We start from the raw sequence: 20,182 nt of genomic DNA on the forward strand, positions 1-20,182 counted from the left end.
AATTCAGCAGGACGAGGCCGGCGGGCGAGGAACTCGGGCTTCGCTCCCGGCGTCGCCCCCCCACTCTGGCCCTTCCCTCGAGACAGGGATGAGGGGGAGGGCGACCATCCGGCGAGCCCGATTCGAGAGACGTTCCCGAGCAAGCGAATCTTGACGCGGCGACGATCCGGCGCGGGAGCGCGGGACCCCGCCGCAAAATGCCGTTGTCGGGTTCCGGAAGCCGGGGTAGTCTCCCCCCGGACGGTTTCCCGGTTGAGGAGGGGGGACCGTCCGACCGTCCCTCCGAGGATCCCGCCGTGGCGACGGATCGCCCCCCGACCCAGCCCCGGATCGCGCCGGATCGCCCCGGCTGGCGGACGATCGCCGTCGCCGCCGGGCTCTACGCGGCGGCGATCCTCGCCGCGACCTGGCCCGCCGCCCGGGACGCGACCACCAGCATCCCCCACAGCGACCTCGGCGATCCCCTGCTCCACCTCTGGATCCTCCGCTGGTACCGTGAGTGTCTGCTCGCCGGCCGACCGCCCTTTTGGTGCTCCACCATCCAGGTCCCCGTCGGCGCCCCCCTCGGCTACATGCCGGGCCTCATCTTCCAGGGCCTCGGGTTCCTGCCCCTCTCGGCGGTCGTCTCCGGAGACGCCCTCGCCTACAACCTTCTCTGGTTCGGGAGCCTCGGTTTCACCGCCTTCGCCGGGTTCGCCCTGGGCTGGTGGATCACTCGGGACGGCCGCTGCGCGACGCTCGCCGGGCTGGCCTTCGTGCTGAGCACGCCGGTGCTGTTCAACGCGCACGGCGCGCTGGAGATGCTCTCGATCGGCTGGTTCCCCCTCTTCCTGATCGCCTGGATCCGGTTCGTCGACCGTCCCGGCCCCGGCCGGTGTGCCTCGGCGGCCGCCCTGTACGCGGCCCTGGCCTCGGGGGCGCCGTACTTCGGGATCCTCGGGGCGTTCCCGGCGGCGCTGTACGTTCTGTTCGGGCTGGCCCGAGCCCGGCGGGAGGGAGCGACTCGGGCCTGGGCCCGGGGGCGCCTGCCCTGGTTCGTCGGGTTCTCGATCGCGGTGCTGCCGGCGGTGGCGCTGGTCTTCTCCGGCCAGCTCTGGGCGATGGTCCACGGCTTTCCGATGAGCCGGCCCGACTCCGAGTTCAGCCGCTACGGCGCCTCGCTGTTCGGCTACCTGCTGCCGGACTCCCGGCTCCCCTCCGGCCGCCTGCTGGACCGCGCCGGGCTCCGGCCGAAGGTTGACCTGAAGGTGCCGTCCTACCTCGGGGTCGTCACGATCGGCCTGTTGGCCTACGCGGCGGCGGCTCGGGTCCGGTTCGATCGCCGGGGGTTCTGGTGGTCGGCCCTGGCGCTGCTGGTCCTGCTGTCGCTCGGCGCGACGGTCGAGCTGGGGCCGGTCACGCTGAGGCTGCCGGCCCACTGGCTCCGCGAGCACACTCCCGTCTTCCGACCGATCCGGGTCCCCGCCCGCTTCAACCTCTTCGCCGCGGCGGTCGCCGTGGCGATCGCCTCGGCCGGGCTCCGCGACCTGCTCGCCCGGCTCCGCTGGCGCCCGGCCCGGTCCCTGCTTGTCCCCTCGCTGGCGATCCTGGCCGTGCTCGACCTCTCCAACGCCCCCTTCCCCACCACCCGCATCCCCGAGGTTCCTCCCCTCTACCAGACCCTCCGGCGTCTCGACCCCGACGCCCGGGTGCTCGACGCCCCCCAGGGAGACGTGATCCGCTCGGCCATCTGCGCCTACTGGTCGTCCTTCCACGGCCTGCCGACCTCCGCCGGCTACACCTCCTTCCCGAACGCCGAATATGAGCATCTGATTACCGAGCCCTCGCCCTTCCACGCGGCGATGCTCTCCGACCCGTCCTTCCCCGCCGATCCCGACCGAGCGGCCGTCGACCTCGCCGCGCCGGCCCGGTTCCGGGACCTGGCCTGGCTGTACCTCTCGGCCCACGATTACCGCTTCCTCGTGCTCCACTCGAGCGCGGCCGGAGACGGGCCCGCCGCTTCCCGGTTCTCCCGGATCCGGGAGGCGCTCGCGCCCGCCCTGATCCTCGACGACGGCGATCGCCTTGTCTTTGACCGAGAACTGCTGCCGCCCCCCGAGTCCCCCCTGCTGCTGCCCCTGGCCGGCTGGCGGACCCGGCTGGCCCGAGACGACCGCCGCGAGTGCGCCGTCGAGCGCTCCGCCGGCCTGGTCGTCTACAATCCGTCCCCGGCTCGGCCGATCCGCCTGGCGATGGAGCTGGCCGGACACCGGTCCCGTCGCGAGGTGGCCCTGCTCCGAGATGGCGCCGAGCTGGCGCGCTGGACCGTCGAGCCGGGCCCCGTCCGCCTGGCGGTGAGCCCCCCGCTCTCCCTGCCCGCCGGCCTGGTCGAGCTGTCGCTCTCCTGCGATTCCGAGGGCCGCCCCGCCTCGGAGCTCCGGGCCCTGGGCCAGTCGGACCCGTTCAGCCTCTGGGCCGGCACGATCGTCGCGCTGCCGGGCGATCCCCTCGCGATCGCGAGCCCGGGAGACAACTCCAGAACCCGATGATCCCGGAACCCTCGGACGCCGGTTCATGGAACGCCGAGATCGCCACAGATCGATCGGTGCTTCGGGCCGATCCCTCCGCCCGATGGAGAGCCAGTGCCGCCAGCGGCGTGCCCGCCCACGCTCGAGGCGATCCCAGAGAAGCTCACACGTGCATTCAGGAAGATCATCACGACGGACAAATCGGATCGATCATCATTCCGGCCCTGGGGTGACTGGGGTCGGGTCGCCCCCAGACCCGGCTGCCTCCCGACGCTGGGTTCGACCCGGCCTCAGCCTCTCCGGCCCCACCAGGAGCGTCTCTCCGATCGGGATCACAGGTCCGGAGCCCAACGCATGCCGAAGCGGAGGATGATCGGGCTGGCCATGCTGCCGGCGCTGGCCCTGGCGGCGGTGTTCGTCCTGGGGGGCTGGCTGCGGACCAGCAGCCTCGGCTCGCTGCCCCTGCCGGACGGCGACGAGGCCTGGTTCGCCGTCATGTCCGGCCGGATGGCCCAGGGGCAGCCCTTCGCCACGTCGACCCCGACGGGCAACCCCATGTGGCTGTTTCAGGCCCCGGTGCAGGTCCCCTTGATTCTCTCCCTCGGGCCGGAGCTCTGGATCGTCCGATCGGCGTCGACCGTCGCCGGCCTGCTGGCGGTTGCGCTCTGCGCCTGGCGGTTCTCCCGAGTGCTCGACCGCTCGACCGCGATGATCGCGGCGGCGCTGCTGGCGGCCCTGCCGGCGGCGGTCCTGGCGTCCCGGACGGGGCACGACGTCTCCCTCGTCCCGCTGTTCGGAACGCTGATGCTCGCCGCCGCGTTCCGGCGGAAGACGGCCGGCCTGATCGCCTCAATGGGGCTGGGCTACCTCTGCCATCCCACCGCCGTGTTCGCCCTGCCCGCGGCGCTGGCGGTCTACTGCGGGAACGGGCGATGGCCCGAGGACGGCTCGGCTCCCCGGTCCTGGCGAGGGCTGGCGCTGCGATCGGGGCTAATCGCCGCGATCGCCGCCTCGCTCGCGGCGTGGACCGCCCTGCGGCCGGGGACGAAGGCGGTGATGGCCTCCTACGGCATCGGCCTGGGCGCCCCGCACGACCCGATCCGGTTCGCCTCCCGCTTCGGGAGGTATCTGCTCGCCATCGGCGACACTCCGATGCCGGTTCGAGAGACGATCTTCTGGGGGGTCGTGCTGACGGTCGCCCCGATCGGGCTCTCGGCGATGATCCGGCGCCGCCAGTGGGCCCGCGTCGCGCTGGTTGTCGGGGCGCTGGCCTCGGCGGGGTCGCTGTTTGTTCTGTCCGGGTCCGAGGTGCTCCGGCCGAACCTGGGACGCAACGGGCATGGCCTGCTGGTTCCCTCGGTCCTCGCCTTCGCCTGCCTGCTGCGCGCCGCCGTCGGGGCGATCGTCCGGAGCCCGGCCTTCGCTCCGGGGCTGGCGACGGCGGCGGCCTCGGCCGCCGGGTTGGCGCTGCTGCTGGGCCTGGACCTTGGCGCCGTCGACCACTCGAGATGCCAGGACAGCCGAGCGGGATCCGCCCCCGCCTCGGAGTCGATCTGGACCTTCGGCCGCGACGCTCCCGACCCCCGGCTCCTCGCGCTCGGCGAGGCCCTGGACGGCCGCCGGCCGTCTGGATCCCCGGACGACCGGATTTCCGTCGTCTGCGACCGCTGGAACCTCTTCTGGCCGATCGCGTTCTCCTGCCTCGATCGGGACGAGGTCCGGGTGCTGGACTTCGATCGGCTCGCCGGCCAGCTCCCCGGGCTCTTGCGATCGGGGGGAGTGGTGCTCTCCTCTGCCGGGGGGCCGGCCGATCGAGCGATCCGGGCGGCGGTGCCAGCGCCCGCGATCCTTCGGGTCGAGGTGGCGACTGACGGCCAGCCGCCGATCCGGGTCGTCCGCCGGGCCCCCGGCGTCCCCGCGGTCTTCCCCGCTCCGGCCGACTACGACGGCGACGGCCGAGACGACCTTGCCTCCTACGACGCCGACTCCGGCCGCTGGACGATCCTCGACGCCTCCGGCCGGTCGACCCTCCTGCTCGGCCCCCCCGACGGCATCCCCTCCCCCGGCGACTTCGATGGCGACGGCCGAGCCGAGCCCGTCCTCTACCGCCCCGATCCCGGCGACTGGCTCACCCTCACCGCCGACGGCCCCCATCCCCTCGACGTCCTCCGCTCGCCCGGCATGCTCCCCGCTCCCGGCGACTACGACGGCGACGGCCGAACCGAGCCCGTCGCCTTCGACCCCCGCCGCGCCGCCTTCGTGATGCCCGACCCCGCCGCCGAGGTCGTCTTCGGCCACCCCGCCAACTTCGGCGGCGACCCCCTCCCCGTTCCCGGCGACTTCGACGGCGACGGCCGGGACGACCTCGGTGTCTACCAGGTTGACTCCGGCTCCTGGTTCCTGCTCCGCTCCACCGAGGCGGCCCTCGCCGTCTCGTCCGGCCTTCCCGGCGGCACCCCGGCCGCCGGGGACCTCGACGGCGACGGCCGGGACGACCTGATCCTGTTCCTCCCCGACTCCCCCCCCCTGCACCTGCCCCTCGATCCCGGCTCACCTTCCATTCCCCTCTGCCCGGCATCCCCCTCGCCCCTCTTCCCCGGCGACTTCGACGGCGACGGCCGCCTCGACCTCCTCGCCTTCGACCCTCGCTCCGGCACCTGGGCCTCCCCCGATCCCGAGCTGGCCCGATCCCCCCGCGACTCCCCGCCGAGGCGATGAGCGGAACGGCCCAAGCCCCGGCCCGGCCCGGCCCGATCGGATCGTCACTCCGGGCGTTCTGGGCGGCGTGCCCGCCCATGCTCCGGCCCGATCGGTCCTCCCCCCCCGCGCGGCCCCCGCTCGTTGCCCCCCCTCCGGGCGGGTGCTACCATGCCGGCCAAGGTTGGCCCCGACGGCGACCCCCGCCGGCCCCGGGCGCCGATCCGACCTGGAGGAAGACGCGATGCACCCCCGACGCCGCTCCATCCGCTCCATCGCCCTCGGCCTGATCGCCGCCGCCCTCGGCGCTCCGGCCGCACTCGCCCTCGCCGCCGACGAGGCGATCGACGTCACCGAGGGGGGCGAGGCGATCGTCCTGCTGCACGAAGGGGACCTGGAGAACTGGACCGTCTTCGTCGACCCCCGGACCGAGCCCTACAGCCCCGAGTCGAGCACCGAGGGGATCTTCACCGTCGAGGACGGCGTCCTCCACGTCACCGGAGAGCGCTTCGCCTGCCTGACCACCACGGATGCCTATCAGAATTACCGACTCGTGCTTGAATTCAAGTGGGGAGAGACGCGCTGGCCCCCCCGGGCCGAGGCCAAGCGCGACTCGGGCGTCTTGCTGCACTGCGTCGGCCCCGACCGGATCTGGACCAAGTCCATCGAATGCCAGATCCAGGAAGGGGACTGCGGCGACTTCTACATGGTCGGCGGCACGAGCCTGACCGTCGGCGGCAAGGCCCAGACCGGCGGCCGGTTCGTCAAGACGACCGACGCCGAGAAGCCCAACGGCGAGTGGAACACCATCGAGGTCGTCTGCGACGGCGACCGCATCGTCAACATCGTCAACGGCACCGTCGTCAACGAGGGGACCGCCTCCAGCGAGACCGCCGGCCGCATCCTGCTCCAGTCCGAGGGGGCCGAGGTCTTCTACCGCAACGTGAAGCTCCTGCCCCTGGATCGCTGAGCCTGCCCCGCCTCGATCCGGACCGGGGTCCCGGCCGCTCGGCCCGGCCCGGCCCCGGCGATCGGGAGCGAGCGACGGGGGGCCGGCGGCCAGCGGCCCCCCGTCCCCTCACCTCAGCGCCGTCTGATCCCTCGGCGCGTCGCCCGAAGCGACAGCAGGGCGATCGCCGCCGCCCCCACCCCGGAGAGGGCGATCGAGGAGGGCTCGGGGACCATCTGGATCTGGCCCCGGATCTCCCCGCCGCCGAACTGGACGGTGTGGAAGTTGATGTACGCCAGCCCCGCCTTCAGGTTCGGGATCTGGTCGGCCAGGGTCGTGTTCCTCCCCTCGGTCAGGTCCCACTTGCTGGTGATCCAAGCCCCGACCCCGGAGGAGAACGGGGTGACGACGGTGTCGGTGGGGTTCGTGTCGTTGAACGGCGAGCCGATGAACCCCCAGACGACCGGCCCGTTGGTCCCCGGCGCGGCCGGGGCGTGGATGTGGGCGGCCACCAGGTTGTCGAACGGGTCCGCCGTCTGCGACCCGGTGAAGTCGATATTGTAGACGACGGCCGAGAAGGTCAGGGCCGTCATCGCGTCGTTCAGGATGAACTGCGCCGAGCCGAACGACTCGGGCCGGGGGGCGCCGGTGCTGGTGAGGAAGTCCCCCTGGACGGTCTCCTGATCGTGCGAGATCCGGGCCGTGAAGAGGGTCTCGGCCCGGGCCGAGGGGCCGATCCCCAGCGCCACCAGGAGGGCCACGGTCGCGAAGCCTGATCGATTCATCGTAGCGGTTCCTTCTCCAGGTTCATGCCGATCGGGCAAGGCCCCGGTCGGGGCGTCGTTTCTCCCGATCGGCACCGTCTCGGATCGGGGCCATGGCCGGCCCGGCGCCCCGGCGCCCCGGCGGCCCCGAGAGCGGAGGCGATCGCCAGCGGGCCGACCCGACCGCCCCCGGGCGGCTCCGGCGGGATTCAAGCGGCGGGGCGGGAGCCTCCGGCGAGCGATGGGCCGGCGTTCGGCTCAATCCACGAGGCACGCCGACCGGCGGGTGCCGACCCCGTCCCCCGGCATCGGCATCGGCATCGGCATCGGCACGGCGACCGCCCGTGCGGTCGCCTCCCGGGCGATCGCACCGACCGGCCCGGCCGGGCCCTCCGGCCCTCGAGGCTCCCCGTCGCGGCCCAACTCCGAGCTGGCGAACGGCTCCCTGGACGCTCGGGAGGTTCCGCCCCCGGGCGCCCCGCCGGCGATCGCTCGGGTGGTCGCCCCCTGAGAGCCCGCGACTCCGGCCCTCGGGCCGGCCCCCCCCGGACCCGACGATCCGCCGTCGACCCCGCCGCAGGCCACCGTCGCGCCGACCGCCGGGGAGAGCAGGAAGACGAAGGCCGGGCCGAGGCCGCCGAGCAGGACGGCCAGCACCGCCAGCGAGGCCCAGCGCCGCAGCGACCGCACCTCCAGCTCGCGCTCCACCAGGCTGGCGACCCGGGAGGGGATCGTCGGGGGCAGGGCGTGCGAGCCCCGGCCGACGAGGGCCCCCGCGTTGACCGTCGCGGCGAGCAGGTCCGGCGGCACGGCCCGAGCCCGCTCCCCCAGCAGGGTCGCCAGCAGCAGCGTCGAGACGGCGATCCCCCGGCGGGTGAGCCGAGATCGCAGCAGCTCCCGGCCCCGGCTCAGCCGGGATTTGAACGTGCCCAGCGGCAGCCGGAGCCGTCGGGCGGCGTCCTCGTAGGAGAGGTCCTCCAGGTAGCAGAGGACCAGGGGGGCGCGGAGCGATTCCGGGAGCCGGCCCAGCTCGGTGTGCACCACCGGCCGCAGCTCCCGGAGCGCCAGCTCGTCGTGATCGGGGGCCTCGGCCGCCATCTCCACCCCCAGGCGTTCCCGAGCCTTCCGGCGACGGGCATCGGCTCGGGCCCGCGTCGCGACCCGGACAGCGACCCCGTGGAGCCAGCGACCGAGCGAGTCGGGGTCCCGGATCGCCCCCGCCCGTCGCACCAGTACGAGGAAGGTCGCCTGGAAGGCGTCTTCCGCGTCGTCCGGGTCCTCCAGCACGTCCCGGCAGACCCGGAGCACCAGCGGGCCGTGGCGACGGACCAGGGCCTCGAAGGCCTCCACGTCCTGGCGGCCGAGAAACGCTCCCAGACATTCCGAGTCCGTCATCGGCCGTGGCTCCGATGGGTCGCCCCGCCCAGAATCATCCTCAACCGGGGCCGGGACCGGTCAACGGCCCGTCCGCCTCGACCCGCACACCTTATCAGAGTGCACCGCCCCGGCTCTCCGGACGAGCCTTTTTTCCAAGTGGTGATGACACCGTCGCTTCGGTCACGCCCCCCCGCGAGCCGACCTCCCCCCGAGGGCATCCCGGGCGGGGAATTCCCCCGCGATCGCGCGCACGATCGGCAGAACCGGCCCGCTCGGCCCCCGGAGGCCGGGATCCTTCGGCGCGGCCCTTGTTGCCGGTCGGGAAATGCGTCACGATAATCACGGTGATGCGGCCTGAAGAATCCGTAACGGGCCGCCTCCCGTCTTGATGACGCTCGAAGATCCCCGAGGGGATGCCATCCTCCCCGGCCCCCCCGGCCGCTCGACGGGCCACGCCCCCCCTCCCCGAGCCGACCGGGAGCCCCTGGCTCCCCGTCCGCCCGTCGCTCCGACCGACACTTCCGAGAGATGCACCCATGATGCGTACCCTGAGTCCCGGGGCCCGCTGGATCGCCCCGATGGTGGGCCTGGCCCTGCTGGCCGGCCCGGCGACGATCACCCCCGCGCAGGACGACCCGGCGGTGTCCGCACCCAACGCCCTGCCCCCCGGCCTGCCCGCCGAGCTGGCCGCCCGCCTCGCCTCGGGAGGCCCCTCCGGCCCCTCCCCCCGCCCCGACGACTTCCCCCCCCTCGACCAGGTGACCGAGGGGTACGAGAAGGTCGTCTCCATGCTCGACGGCAAGCCCAGCTTCTACACCCTCTGGGTCCGCAAGCGCGACGGCCAGATGCTCGCCGAGCTGCCGCGCGAGTACATGAGGCAGAAGCACTACATCGCCCTGACCGTCGCCAGCGGCGAACGCTTCGCCGGCCTCCAGTCCGGCGACATGTACGTCTACTGGAAGGCCTTCGACAAGCGCCTCGCCCTCATCCAGCCCAACGTCGAGGTCCGCTCCAACGGCGACAACGAGTCCAAGGCCTCCGTCCGACGCCTCTTCACCGACCGCGTCCTGCTGGACATCCCCATCCTCACCATCGTCCCCATGGGCGGCCCGGTCATCGACCTCGACGAGCTGCTCCTCGGCCAGGTCGGCAAGTTCTTCCCCGGCGTCCGTATCGCCAACCCCCGGCTGGCAACGATCCAGACCGCCAAGGCCTTCGAGCAGAACGTCGAGGTCGCCTACGAGGTCCCCACCGACAACGGCCAGCTCCAAACCCTGCACTACTCCTTCAGCCTGATCCCCGAGAACACCGGCTACCGCCCCCGCAAGGCGGATGAGCGCGTCGGCTACTTCACCACCGCCTACTCCGACCTCGGCAAGTACGCCGACGGCGAGAGCCGCGTCCGATACATCAACCGCTGGCACCTGGAAAAGGCCGACCCCAGCCTCAAGGTCAGCCCCCCCAAGCAGCCCATCGTCTTCTACATCGAGCACACCACCCCCATCCGCTACCGCCGATGGGTCCGCGAGGGCCTGCTCTACTGGAACCAGGCCTTCGAGAAGGTCGGCATCTCCAACGCCATCGAGGTCTACTACCAGGACGCCGCCTCCGGCGCCCACATGGAGAAAGACCCCGAAGACGTCCGCTACAACTTCATCCGCTGGCTCAACAACGACGTCGGCACCGCCATCGGGCCCAGCCGGGTCAACCCCATCACCGGCCAGATCCTCGACGCCGACATCATCCTCACCGACGGCTGGATCCGAGCCTTCTGGAAAGACTACTTCCAGGAACTCCCCAAGATCGCCCTCGAAGGCTTCAGCCCCGAAACCCTCGCCTGGCTCGACACCAACCCCCAGTGGGACCCCCGCATCCGCATGGCCCCCCCCGCCGACCGCGACCTGCTGCTGGCCCAGCGCGCCCGGCGCGGCCCCCAGCAGCTCGGCGGCCACCCCGCCGGCCTCGTCGACCCCCGGCTCATGGGAGACAACGAGTTCGACGGCCTCGTCGGCCGGCTCAGCCAGGTCAACGGCCTCTGCCTCGCCGCCTCGGGCAAGTCCCGAGACGTCGCCGCCCTACGCCTCCACCTGGCCGCCATCGCCGACGATCCCGAGAAGAACGGCGACTCGAAGGATCAGGAGGACGACACGCCCAAGAAGGATGAAGAGCTCCTCGACGGCATCCCCGAGGAATTCATCGGCCCACTGCTGGCCGACCTGGTCGCCCACGAGGTCGGCCACACCCTCGGCCTGCGGCACAACTTCAAAGCGTCCAGCGTCTTCCCCCTCGAGAAGATCAACAGCCACGAGCTCAAGGGCAAAATCCCCTTCACCGGCTCGGTCATGGACTACAACCCGGTCAACATCAACATGGAAGCCGGCGAGGTCCAGGGCGACTACACGATGATCACCATCGGCCCCTACGACCTCTGGGCCATCGAGTACGGCTACACCTTCGACGAGAAGCGGCTGAAGTCGATCCTCGAGCGCGTCTCCGAACCGGAGCTGGCCTACGCCACCGACGAGGACACCGGAGGCCCCGACCCCCTGGCCCGCCGCTACGACTTCTCCCGCGACCCGCTCGACTACGCCGAAAACCAGATGCGCCTGGCCCGCTACCACCGCGGCCGCCTGCTCGACGCCTTCGTCACGGACGGCGAGAGCTGGGCCAAGGCCCGCCAGGGCTACGAGATGACCCTGGGCTTCCAGGTCTCCGCCCTGAACATGATGGCCAACTGGATCGGCGGCGCCTTCGTCAACCGAGACAAGAAGGGGGACCCCGGCGACCGCGACCCCGTCGTCGTCGTCCCCGCCTCCCAGCAACGCGCCGCCCTGACGTTCATCATCGAGAACGCCTTCGACGACAACGCCTTCGGCCTCTCCCCCGAACTGCTCCGCCGCATGTCGGTCGACAAGTGGCTCGACGGCGACAACTTCCGCTCCGCCCTCAACGACGAGCCCGCCTGGCCCATCCACGACCGGATCATCGGCATCCAGGCCTCGGCCCTCACCATGCTCCTGAACCCCACCACCCTCCGCCGGGTGTACGACAACGAGTTCCGCACCCCCGCCGACGAGGACGCCCTGACCCTCCCCGAACTGCTCGACACCGTCTCCTCCGCCATCTGGACCGAGCTGGACGAGCCCGGCGACGGCCCCTTCACCGACCGCAAGCCGATGATCTCCAGCCTCCGCCGCAACCTCCAGCGCGAGCACCTCGAACGCCTGATCGACCTGACCCTCCCCAACGGCGGCACCGGAGCCGCCCAGAAACCCATCGCCACCCTCGCCCGCATGGAACTGCTCGAGCTGAAGGCCAAGTGCGACACCGCCCTGGAAGGCAAGGACGACATCGACCCCTACACCCGAGCCCACCTGCTCGCCGCCTGCGAGCTGATCGACCGCGCCCTCGACGCCCAGCTCATCTACAACACCGACGACCTCTCCCCCTCCCCCTCCCGCTCCATGATCATCTTCGGCGACCAGGCCGCCCCGTCGTCCCGCTGACCACCCCCACCGGTCCCCCGCTCCCCCCCTCGGAGAGCGGGGGACCACCAACCAGCCGGGCCAGGAAGCCGGGACCAGGCGTCTCCTCCCGACCCGGCCCCCACCGACCAACCAACCGATGCCCCCCCCGAGGGAAGGCCCACACCGGCGCTCTCTCGAACGTCTCCCGTTGCGAATCGGCGAGGATCGTGAGGCAGTCCCCGGCTCTCGACGCCGCCCCGATCACGAGGTGTTCCGCAATCCCTGCGGCAACGACGTTCGGGAACCAGAACCCCCCCCTGGTCAGAGCCACAGCGCACGGCCCAGGGCAACAGCATGATTGAACGACCGGCGGCGGGTCGATAGAACAAAGAAACGCAATCAGTCAAGCAGCTGCGAAGTCATCAAACCGTCGCGTGAGACATCGTCTCCCGCAGGAGTGGATCGCGTTCTTGGTGTCGATCGGATGAGCATCCAGGGCCGACCATGCACGCCGACCAGACCGAAACCTACCGACCGTTGCTGGAGACGGATCCCCCGGCATTCCTCGATCGGGTCAACACGCCCTGGGATCAGGCCCCCGACCTCGAAGAATACAACCAGAACGCATACAAGCGAATCTTGCGGGCTCTGCAGCGGCTGGCAAGACCTGGAGAAGCGTCGAGCACTCAGGGGATCCTCGTCTTGGGCGAGGCGGGGACGGGCAAGACGCACCTGCTGATGCGGGTCGCCCGCAACCTGTCCCGAACCAACCACATCCTCTTTGTCCGCAAACCGAACAACGAGGATGCCGTCGCCCAGCACGTCTGGGCCGAGATGATCCGCAGCCTCTCCCAGCCCCTCGCGCTGGCCACGCCCCAGCAGACCCAACTGGACGACCTGCTGGCCCACGTCTTCTCGGCCGTGCTGATCCCCAGCTTTGAGCAGGACATCGAGGCCGGCAAGGATGCGGACCAGAAGCGGCGCTGGGCGACGCTCCTCCGGGACGACCCCTACAACCTCTTCCGCATGCTCGGCGAAGGCGAGCAGCGGCAGAAGAACATGAGGACGATCCGCAATCGCACCCTCAGCTACCTCCAGGTGAACAACCCCGACGTGGACCAGCGGATCGCCCACGTCTTGATCACCTACTGTTTCGTCTCCAGGGCGGACCGCAAACGGGTCCTGTTGCGGTGGCTCTCGGGCCAGGACATCGACGAGGCCGAGGCGAAGGACCTGGGGCTCGATCCCACCTGGGTGAAGATCGACGAGACCTCGGCCGACGTGTCCACGCAGCAGCAGCGGGAGGAGCAGGCGCTCCGGGCGATTCAGAGCATCGGCATCCTCTCGACCTACTACCAGCCGCTCATCCTGGCGTTCGACCAGCTTGAGGGCCTCCGGGACCAGCATCGGCTCTCGCAGCGGTGGGGGGACACCGTGCGGGAAATCTTCACCATGACGCCCAACCTGCTGGTCGTCACCTGCATCTTCCCGAGCCTTTGGGAGTCCTGGTTCAGCCAGGTCCTCGACTCCAGCGTGACCGAGCGGATTTCCCAGCAGTCCGTGACCCTGGAGACCTTCGGGCCGCGGCACGGGCTGAAGCTGCTGGCGGCCCACCTGGAGCCCTCCTTCATCAAGCACCGGCTGCCGACGAACATCTACCCCTTCACCGAAGACGCCGTGTCCTCCCTCTGCGGTCGGGCCAAGTCGCCCCGATCCTTTATCCAGGGAGCCCGCGCGATGTTCGAGGCGTGGCTCGACGGGGACGAGGAGGGCCTTGAGTCCGCGCCGCCAGGCATTGCCGCCATCGTGACCCAAGAGGCGGTGGACACGCTGATCGGCTCCACGATCGAGCAGGCCGAGCGGCGGCACCTGGACTCCTACGACCGAGAGATCCCCATCGAGCAAGACCTCTTCGGACGCATCCGGAATATCGTCGAAACCCTGCTGGCCCACTCGGGCGAGCGGGCCGCCTACGACCGGGCGACGTGCGGGACGAAGGTCATGCCGCCGAACCTGCTCGTCCGGCGGCCGGGCTCGGCCGAGGACCTCTGTCTGTGCATCAACAACGCCGAGGGCAACTCCTTCACGGCGAGGATGCGGAACCTGGCCGAGGTGATGCGCTCCAAGACCGGCCCGAAGACGGTCATCCTCCTGAGGGACCGACGGTGCAAGGCGGCGGGCAGCAAGGGGCAGGAGTACGTCGAGACGATCCAGGAGATGGGCGGCATCTACCTCCCCGCGGGCGGGGACGAACTCTCGCTCCTGAACGCCATCTATGATGCCCTGGTGGACATCGAGCAGCATGACCTCTCCATCGGCACGCACGAGATCGACCAGCGGCAGTTCGTCGAGTTCCTGAGAGACAAGGGCCTGTGCCGGAGGAGCCAGCTGCTCAGGCACGCAGCCAAGCTCTCCGAGGCGTTCGCTCGGGCGATCGGCGAGACGCACCCCACACCCGCCCCGAACGGCTCGCCGTCGTCCCAGGCCACCGCCCCGCCCTCCTCCTCGAACACGGCCCCGACCGCCTCCGGCACCGTGCCCTCCGGGTCTCCGAGCCGGGAGAACCGGTCGCAGGAATCCGCACCGAAGAGGACACCCCCACCTCCCGCCGGTCGGATCGAGGCCGCCGAGCCCGTCCCGCCCGTGCCCATCGAGGTGGTCGTCGGCGACACGATCCTGGACAGCCCCAGCCTCGGGCTGATCGGGCGGCTCAAGGACGGCAAACGAGGCCTGGCCGTCTCGTTCGCCAAGCCGCAGTGTCTGGTCGTCCTGGGCTACATGGGCTCGGGCAAGTCCTACGCCTTGGGAGTGCTGATCGAGAGCGCCCTGAAAACGGTGCCAAACCTGAGCCGGCACCGCAAGCCCATGTGCGTCGTGGCGTTCAACTACCGCAAGAACCCCGAGGCCCGGTTCGAGCACTGGGGATTCCAGCAGCCCAACTCCAAGCCGTCCGAGGTCGATCGGCTCCGGAACGAGTACGGGGCCGAGCCCGCCGGGGTCGATCGGATCAACGTCTTCGGCTTCGGCCCGGAACTCAGGAGGCGGCAGGACGAATTCCGGGGCCTCCCGCTCTACCCCATCCAGTTCCGTCCGGACGAACTCGGGGCCGAGCACTGGGAGATCCTGATGAAGCCGCCCAGCGCCCAGGCGGAGTACATGGACGTGATCCGAAACATCATCCAGAAGCTCTACTACGATGAGCGGCTGACCTACAAAACCCTGGAGAAGCACATCCTGACCGACGAGCGGCTCAGCCCGATGCAGCGGCAGAGGGCCAAGAACCGCCTGAGCTTCGCCAGCAAGTGGCTGACCGACGACCGAACCTACGAATGGACCGAGGTGCTGACCGAGGGCAGCCTGAACGTGTTCGACCTGCGGATGCAGGCGCTCAGCAGCGACGACGCCCTGAAGCTCTGCCTGGTCCTGACCGATCTCGTGCGACGAGCGAAGAACGGTGTCAACAAGATGGTCGTCTTCGACGAGGCCCACGAGTACGTGGACTCGAAGGACCTCGTGGCCGAGCTTGAGAACGCCATCACCCAGATCCGCCACGACGGGATGTCGTTCGTCCTGGCCTCGCAGTTCCCCGACCGAATCCCTGCCCGGATCTTCAAGTACCTGCTGACCCGGCTGATCTTCAAAACCTCCGACCGCAAGGCAATCGACGCCATCCGCAAGGCGGCCCCGAACCTGGAGGCCTTGTCGGCCCAGAAGGTCAGTAACCTGGACCTGGAACAGGGCGTCTGCTTCATCCAGACCGACGACGACTGCACCGACCCGCTCCTGAAGATCCCCCAACTCCTCTCGATCCGGCCCCGGTGTAGCCAGCACGGCGGCGAGACCGTACGAAACACCGGCGATCCGTGAGCACGTCAACGTCGATCATCCCGACATCCCGACCGTTTCGCCCCGGCGTTCGGCGCCCCGGGCGACGTCGCCAGCCACGGAGGCGTACGGAACCCGATCCGCCGGCCGAATTCGCGATCCGGATGCGTCCTGTGGGCAGAACGGCCCCGGACCCTGATCTTCCTGGAGAGGGGCCTTGGCTTCGGCCCCGACGCTCCCCCTCGCGCGGAGGTCCCCGTGCCGGCCCCGACCCCCTCGCCCTTCCCCCCAACTCCGACGATCGCCGTCCGCTCCCGTCCCCCCTCCCCGACAGCGGCCCGGCCGGCGATCATCCCGCGTCCGGCATCCAGCCGGGACCTCGACTCCCCGGCCCTTCCCCTCCCCGGGGCCTCGTTCCCCTCCTGCCGGCGCCTCCGGCGCGGAACGAACCCATTTGGCATCCCACAATCCGTTGTCCTTGAACTGGTTACACCAACCTCCTCGAGCGCACCGGAAGCGCACCGCTCGCGTCCCCATCGCGCACCGGGCCCTTCCGCTCTCCCGGTTCCAACCGGCGATCGGCTCGACGGGGCCCCCACCGAAGGCATCTTCCCCTCCCTCCCTCAAACGGCGGCGCCCCGGCGCGGAGCGAACCCATCGTGGACAACGCTTCTTGTTTCAAACAAAGGCGTTACGGAAAACGCGGCCAGCGCACCGGGAGCGCACCGCTCGTGTCCGCTCCCGTTCCTCCCGAGCGTCGGGAGCCTCCCCCGGAGCGCGGCCGGACCTTGCGCCGCCGAAGGCCCCTCGGCGCCGGGAGGCAGCCACCGGACCCCCCAGGCCGGATCGCTCGGCAGGCCGACGAGGGGAGCTCGGGGTCGCGATCGGGATGGCGGGGATCGAGCCGAGCCCGGACCCGGAAGGCCCTCGATGCCGGGGACGACTCGACCCCGGCTGCTCAAGACCGGGAGGGAGGGAAACGACCAGTTCCCCCACGCCCTCCTCATCCTCGGGCCAGTGCCGTCGTCGGCTCGGTCGCCGGCCGTTTGGACCCTCTCCCCGGAAGGCCTCGTCCGCGCCCTCGATTGGCCGGGGGCGGTCGTCGGCCGCCGCCATCCCCGAGCCCAGGGACCTCGTCCGAGAAGAGGCGAGGGGCCTCCGGCGCCGGTCCGGGTTCCCCGGAGCGACCCGAGTCGCCCCGGGCATCCCCCCCTTCCCCGCCATCGCCGCCCGCCGATCCGGCCGTTCTGGACGGATCGGCCGATCCCTGGTAGGCTGCCCGACCGGCATGGAATCGCCCCCCAGGATACGGACGTCCCCGCCATGACCGCCCTCGCCGAGCCGGTCGAGGTCCGCCCGATGGCGACCTCGGCCCTCCGCCCCAACCGCTTCAGCCTGGACCTCTACGGCGACCCGGCCGAGGAGATCCGGGCCGACGGCCTGCTCGACAGCATCCGGGAGCGCGGCATCCTCGTCCCCCTGGTCGCCGCCCCCGACGGCGACGGCTTCGAGCTGCTCTCCGGCCACCGCCGCCTGGCCTGCGCCAAGGCGCTGGGGATGGAATCGGTCCCCTGCGAAATCCGGGACGTCCCCCGAGGGGCCTCCCGCCGCCGCGCCGTGCTCGACTATAACCGCCAGCGCCGCAAGACCTTCAGCCAGCTCATGCGCGAGGCCGACGCCCTTGAGGCCCTTCTTTCCCCCGCCGCCCGGGAACGCCGGGCCGCCAACCTCAAGGGGGCCGACGGCGCCGATCGTCGGAATTCCGACGATCGATCGGGCCGTACCGACGAGGCGATCGCCCGGGCGCTGGGGATCGGCGGCAAGGACCTGTACCGGCAGGCCCGGGCCGTCTGGCGGGCCGCCGAGGCCGGCGACCCGAGAGCCCGCAGCGGAGTCTCCCAGCTCGACGCCGGGACCAAGTCCGTCCACGCCGCCTACAAGGACCTCCGCCGCCGCGACCGCTTCACCACCGGCTTCCGCCCCACACCCTACGACGTCTGGGCATTCCGCCGCGATCCCGCGTACGGCGTTCCCCACCCCGGCTCGATTCCGGCCGCCATCGTCGCCCACACCCTGCACTACTTCACCTCTCCCGGCGCCCTGGTGGTCGACCCGATGGCCGGCGGCGGGACCACGCTCGACGTCTGCGAGGCGATGGGCCGCCGCTGTCTCGCGTATGACCTGAGCCCTGTACGCCCCGAGATTGCCCAGCACGACGTAAGAGACGGGTTTCCGCCTGAGGCTCGCGAATGCGACCTGGTTTTCTGCGATCCTCCCTACCATACCATGCTCGCCGGCCCCTACGCCGCCTTCGGCGTCGAGGCCGAGCCGCTGAGCGGCTGGATCCGCTTCCTGAACACGCTGGCCCGGGACGCCTTCGCCGCCCTCCGGCCCGGCGGCCACGTCGCCCTTTTATTGGCGAACCAGACCGAGAAGGACTTGCCCGCCGGCTTCGGGTACGTGGACCACGCCTTTCTCGGCTACGCCGCCCTGATGCAGACGGGCTTCCTGCCGGTCCGCCGCATCAGCTGCCCGATGGACGGCTCCTACCTGCCCCAGCACGTCCAGCGCGCCCGCGCCGAAGGCCGCCTGCTCGGCCAGGTCCGCGACCTGATCGTGATGCGCAAACCCTGATCGCCAAACAAGATCAGCCGATCGGCTCTCCCCCCGCCAGCTCGTACACCTTGCCCCGGACAAACGGGTTCGACAGCGTCGGGTTTCGCCTCACGATCGGTCCGGGCAGCTGCTCGACCGCCCGGTCGACCAGCCGCTGTAGCTCCTCCGGATGCAGCCGCTCGATCAGCAGGCGGATCGCCTCCTCCTCCGCCTCCCGCTGGTCCTCCACCCGGTCCCGGTCCTTCCTGGCCGCGACCGACCTCAGGTGCTCCTCCAGCTGCCTCCTCCGAACTTCCAGCTTGGTCGCCACTTGCGGCAGCAGCTCGTAGCCGTCCTCGATTCCCGCCCGGATGTAGCCCGGCCCGTTCTGCAGCTTCCCCTGGCTCTGTAGGAAGAGCGCATTCAGCAGCACCTTCGCCACGTCTTCCGGCTCTTTCTGCGACGCCAGCTTCCTTGCCAGTTTCTTGGGCAGTCCCTGCTCCGTCAACAATTCCTGGAGATCAACAGCAACCAGCAACTTCCCCTCCGCCGTGATCCGGAACGGCGTCCCGGGGATCGGGATGCTTGTGTTGTCGTCTGGATCTCTCGTTGCTGGATCTCGTTCGGGCCCATCGCCGCGGCCGCCGCGGCCGAACGGCCGGGCCGCGACTCCTGAGAAATCTGGGACGCCTTCGGGGCCGCCCTCGAAAGGAAATGGGCCACCCGAGAGGGGGTTCTCTAAAGGTTCTGGAACGGCGCGCCTCGCAATTGCGGGCACCTTGCCGCTCTTGCGCGCCGGGCGGTCTGGCCCGTTGCGGAGGATCTTGTACGCCGTCGCCTTGCCCGGCGACTTACTCGTCGCCAGCAGGCCGGCCCGGGTCAGCTCGGCGATGGCGTCGAGCACGGTCTGCCGACTTAGGCCGCTTTGTTTGGCGATCGTCCGGATGCTTGGATAGGCCCAGCCGGTGCCGAAGTCGGCGAAGAGGCCGATGACGAGGTAGACCTTGATCGCCGAGCCGCCGAGCGACCGGAAGGCCTCGGAGCGGAGCAGGTCGTGTTCGACTCGGAAGAAGAACCAGTCCATGGCCTTCGGTCGCCCTTCCTGGGGCCGCGGCGGTTGATCGGTCGGGGGGGGGGAGAGGCGGGACGTCCCGGCTCAGAGGGAGGCGACCTCCGGCTCCGGCGGGTCCGGGACGTAATACGTCTTCACCTTGCCGCGTTCTCGGGTGGTGGAGACGACCAGGCCGAGCTTCTCGAGCCGGGCCAGGCTGTCGATCACCGTCGGGCACGACAGCGCCGTGCGGTCCATCAACTGGCTGAGGCTCATCGTCACGCTGCGGTCGGGCCGACCGCCGCAGGCGGCGACCATGACCAGGTAGACCTTGATCGCCTCTCCTTTAATCCGCGCCAGGTAGCCGCGGTCGAAGAGGACGCTCCTGAGCCATTGCGTCTGCGTTGACATGGCGACGGGCACGTCCGGACCCCTCCCTGGAGCCTTCGCGTCGGCGAGCCGGCGTCGGCCGGCCCCTCGACTGGGGGCGATCCCTCGCCCCCGCCTCCCGGGGCACCTCGCGCCCGCCCGCCAGTCCCTGCCGGCGTCGCCGAGCCGCTGATGCTCCCGGGCCCTGTCCAACCGCGGCGAACTCCCTCCGGGAAACCACCGCTCCTCCCCTTGTATCGGACGATCCGGGGGCCGGTCGTCGGCCCTTCGCTGATTTTCCGGACCGGGGTGTTGACCCGAGGGCAATCTCCGGTAAGATGACTCTCGCCGCTGGTGAGACCCACCTGACGCGGGCCGCCCGACGAGGCGGCCCGTTCTCACCTGAGCGAGGCACCTACGCCGCAGTTCGGACGCATCCCGACGTTTGCTCCGTGCAACGAGCCGGGCGGCCCAACGCGACGTTCGCACGCTCCCGCCCGGGGACGGCCCGTCGGAGACGACGGGGCGGATCACGCCAGGCGGGGGCAACCCGGTGGCTCGCCGTCGCATCGGCGGTGTCT

At 70.8% G+C, this 20,182-nt stretch carries 10 protein-coding genes; 6 read left to right on the forward strand and 4 right to left on the reverse strand.

Features of this window, described 5'->3' with window-relative positions:
- Positions 1-296: 296 nt before the first annotated feature.
- The 3 genes from TsocGM_RS20005 (at position 297) to TsocGM_RS20015 (ending at position 6,174) form a co-directional block, all read left to right on the forward strand.
- Positions 297-2,528, forward strand: a complete 2,232-nt coding sequence (locus TsocGM_RS20005; protein WP_126727239.1) for a hypothetical protein — start codon at positions 297-299, stop codon at positions 2,526-2,528.
- 333 nt (positions 2,529-2,861) lie between these two features.
- On the forward strand, positions 2,862-5,225 hold the full coding sequence (locus TsocGM_RS20010) for a glycosyltransferase family 39 protein (RefSeq protein WP_126727240.1): 2,364 nt from the start codon (positions 2,862-2,864) through the stop codon (positions 5,223-5,225).
- 223 nt (positions 5,226-5,448) lie between these two features.
- The gene (locus TsocGM_RS20015) at positions 5,449-6,174 is read left to right on the forward strand and encodes a 3-keto-disaccharide hydrolase (RefSeq protein ID WP_126727241.1); all 726 of its coding nucleotides are present in this window, start codon (positions 5,449-5,451) and stop codon (positions 6,172-6,174) included.
- 113 nt (positions 6,175-6,287) lie between these two features.
- Here the strand turns inward: TsocGM_RS20015 and TsocGM_RS20020 are convergent, their stop codons facing one another.
- Complete coding sequence (locus TsocGM_RS20020; protein ID WP_126727242.1) at positions 6,288-6,938, reverse strand: CHRD domain-containing protein; 651 nt, start codon at positions 6,936-6,938, stop codon at positions 6,288-6,290.
- 237 nt (positions 6,939-7,175) lie between these two features.
- Complete coding sequence (locus TsocGM_RS20025) at positions 7,176-8,312, reverse strand: RNA polymerase sigma factor (RefSeq protein WP_126727243.1); 1,137 nt, start codon at positions 8,310-8,312, stop codon at positions 7,176-7,178.
- Positions 8,313-8,830: 518 nt separating this feature from the next.
- Between TsocGM_RS20025 and TsocGM_RS20030 the strand changes: the two genes are divergently transcribed.
- The 3 genes from TsocGM_RS20030 (at position 8,831) to TsocGM_RS20045 (ending at position 18,220) form a co-directional block, all read left to right on the forward strand.
- Complete coding sequence (locus tag TsocGM_RS20030; RefSeq protein ID WP_199756846.1) at positions 8,831-11,800, forward strand: zinc-dependent metalloprotease; 2,970 nt, start codon at positions 8,831-8,833, stop codon at positions 11,798-11,800.
- Between the two features lie 465 nt (positions 11,801-12,265).
- Positions 12,266-15,628, forward strand: a complete 3,363-nt coding sequence (locus TsocGM_RS20035) for an AAA family ATPase (RefSeq protein WP_126727244.1) — start codon at positions 12,266-12,268, stop codon at positions 15,626-15,628.
- Positions 15,629-16,909: 1,281 nt separating this feature from the next.
- Positions 16,910-18,220 (forward strand): DNA methyltransferase, encoded by a 1,311-nt coding sequence (locus TsocGM_RS20045; RefSeq protein ID WP_233579050.1) that lies wholly within the window; start codon positions 16,910-16,912, stop codon positions 18,218-18,220.
- A gap of 13 nt (positions 18,221-18,233) precedes the next feature.
- Here TsocGM_RS20045 and TsocGM_RS27215 read toward each other — a convergent pair whose 3' ends face one another.
- Together TsocGM_RS27215 and TsocGM_RS20055 are read right to left on the reverse strand one after the other, a co-directional pair.
- Positions 18,234-19,265, reverse strand: coding sequence for a helix-turn-helix domain-containing protein (locus TsocGM_RS27215; protein ID WP_233579051.1), 1,032 nt, complete (start codon positions 19,263-19,265; stop codon positions 18,234-18,236).
- 72 nt (positions 19,266-19,337) lie between these two features.
- Positions 19,338-19,655, reverse strand: a complete 318-nt coding sequence (locus TsocGM_RS20055; RefSeq protein WP_233579053.1) for an ArsR family transcriptional regulator — start codon at positions 19,653-19,655, stop codon at positions 19,338-19,340.
- Between the last annotated feature and the right edge of the window lie 527 nt (positions 19,656-20,182).

It is taken from the genome of Tautonia sociabilis (assembly GCF_003977685.1).
GTDB classification, from domain to species: Bacteria; Planctomycetota; Planctomycetia; order Isosphaerales; family Isosphaeraceae; genus Tautonia; species Tautonia sociabilis.

What these genes read in the sequence shown, in the direction of transcription:
- TsocGM_RS20010 (WP_126727240.1), top strand. Translation starts at nt 2,862, where the DNA reads ATGCCGAAGCGGAGGATGATCGGGCTGGCCATGCTGCCGGCGCTGGCC.
- TsocGM_RS20015 (WP_126727241.1), top strand. Translation starts at nt 5,449, where the DNA reads ATGCACCCCCGACGCCGCTCCATCCGCTCCATCGCCCTCGGCCTGATC.
- TsocGM_RS20020 (WP_126727242.1), bottom strand. Translation starts at nt 6,938, where the DNA reads ATGAATCGATCAGGCTTCGCGACCGTGGCCCTCCTGGTGGCGCTGGGG.
- TsocGM_RS20025 (WP_126727243.1), bottom strand. Translation starts at nt 8,312, where the DNA reads ATGACGGACTCGGAATGTCTGGGAGCGTTTCTCGGCCGCCAGGACGTG.
- TsocGM_RS20030 (WP_199756846.1), top strand. Translation starts at nt 8,831, where the DNA reads ATGATGCGTACCCTGAGTCCCGGGGCCCGCTGGATCGCCCCGATGGTG.
- TsocGM_RS20035 (WP_126727244.1), top strand. Translation starts at nt 12,266, where the DNA reads ATGCACGCCGACCAGACCGAAACCTACCGACCGTTGCTGGAGACGGAT.
- TsocGM_RS20045 (WP_233579050.1), top strand. Translation starts at nt 16,910, where the DNA reads ATGACCGCCCTCGCCGAGCCGGTCGAGGTCCGCCCGATGGCGACCTCG.
- TsocGM_RS27215 (WP_233579051.1), bottom strand. Translation starts at nt 19,265, where the DNA reads ATGGACTGGTTCTTCTTCCGAGTCGAACACGACCTGCTCCGCTCCGAG.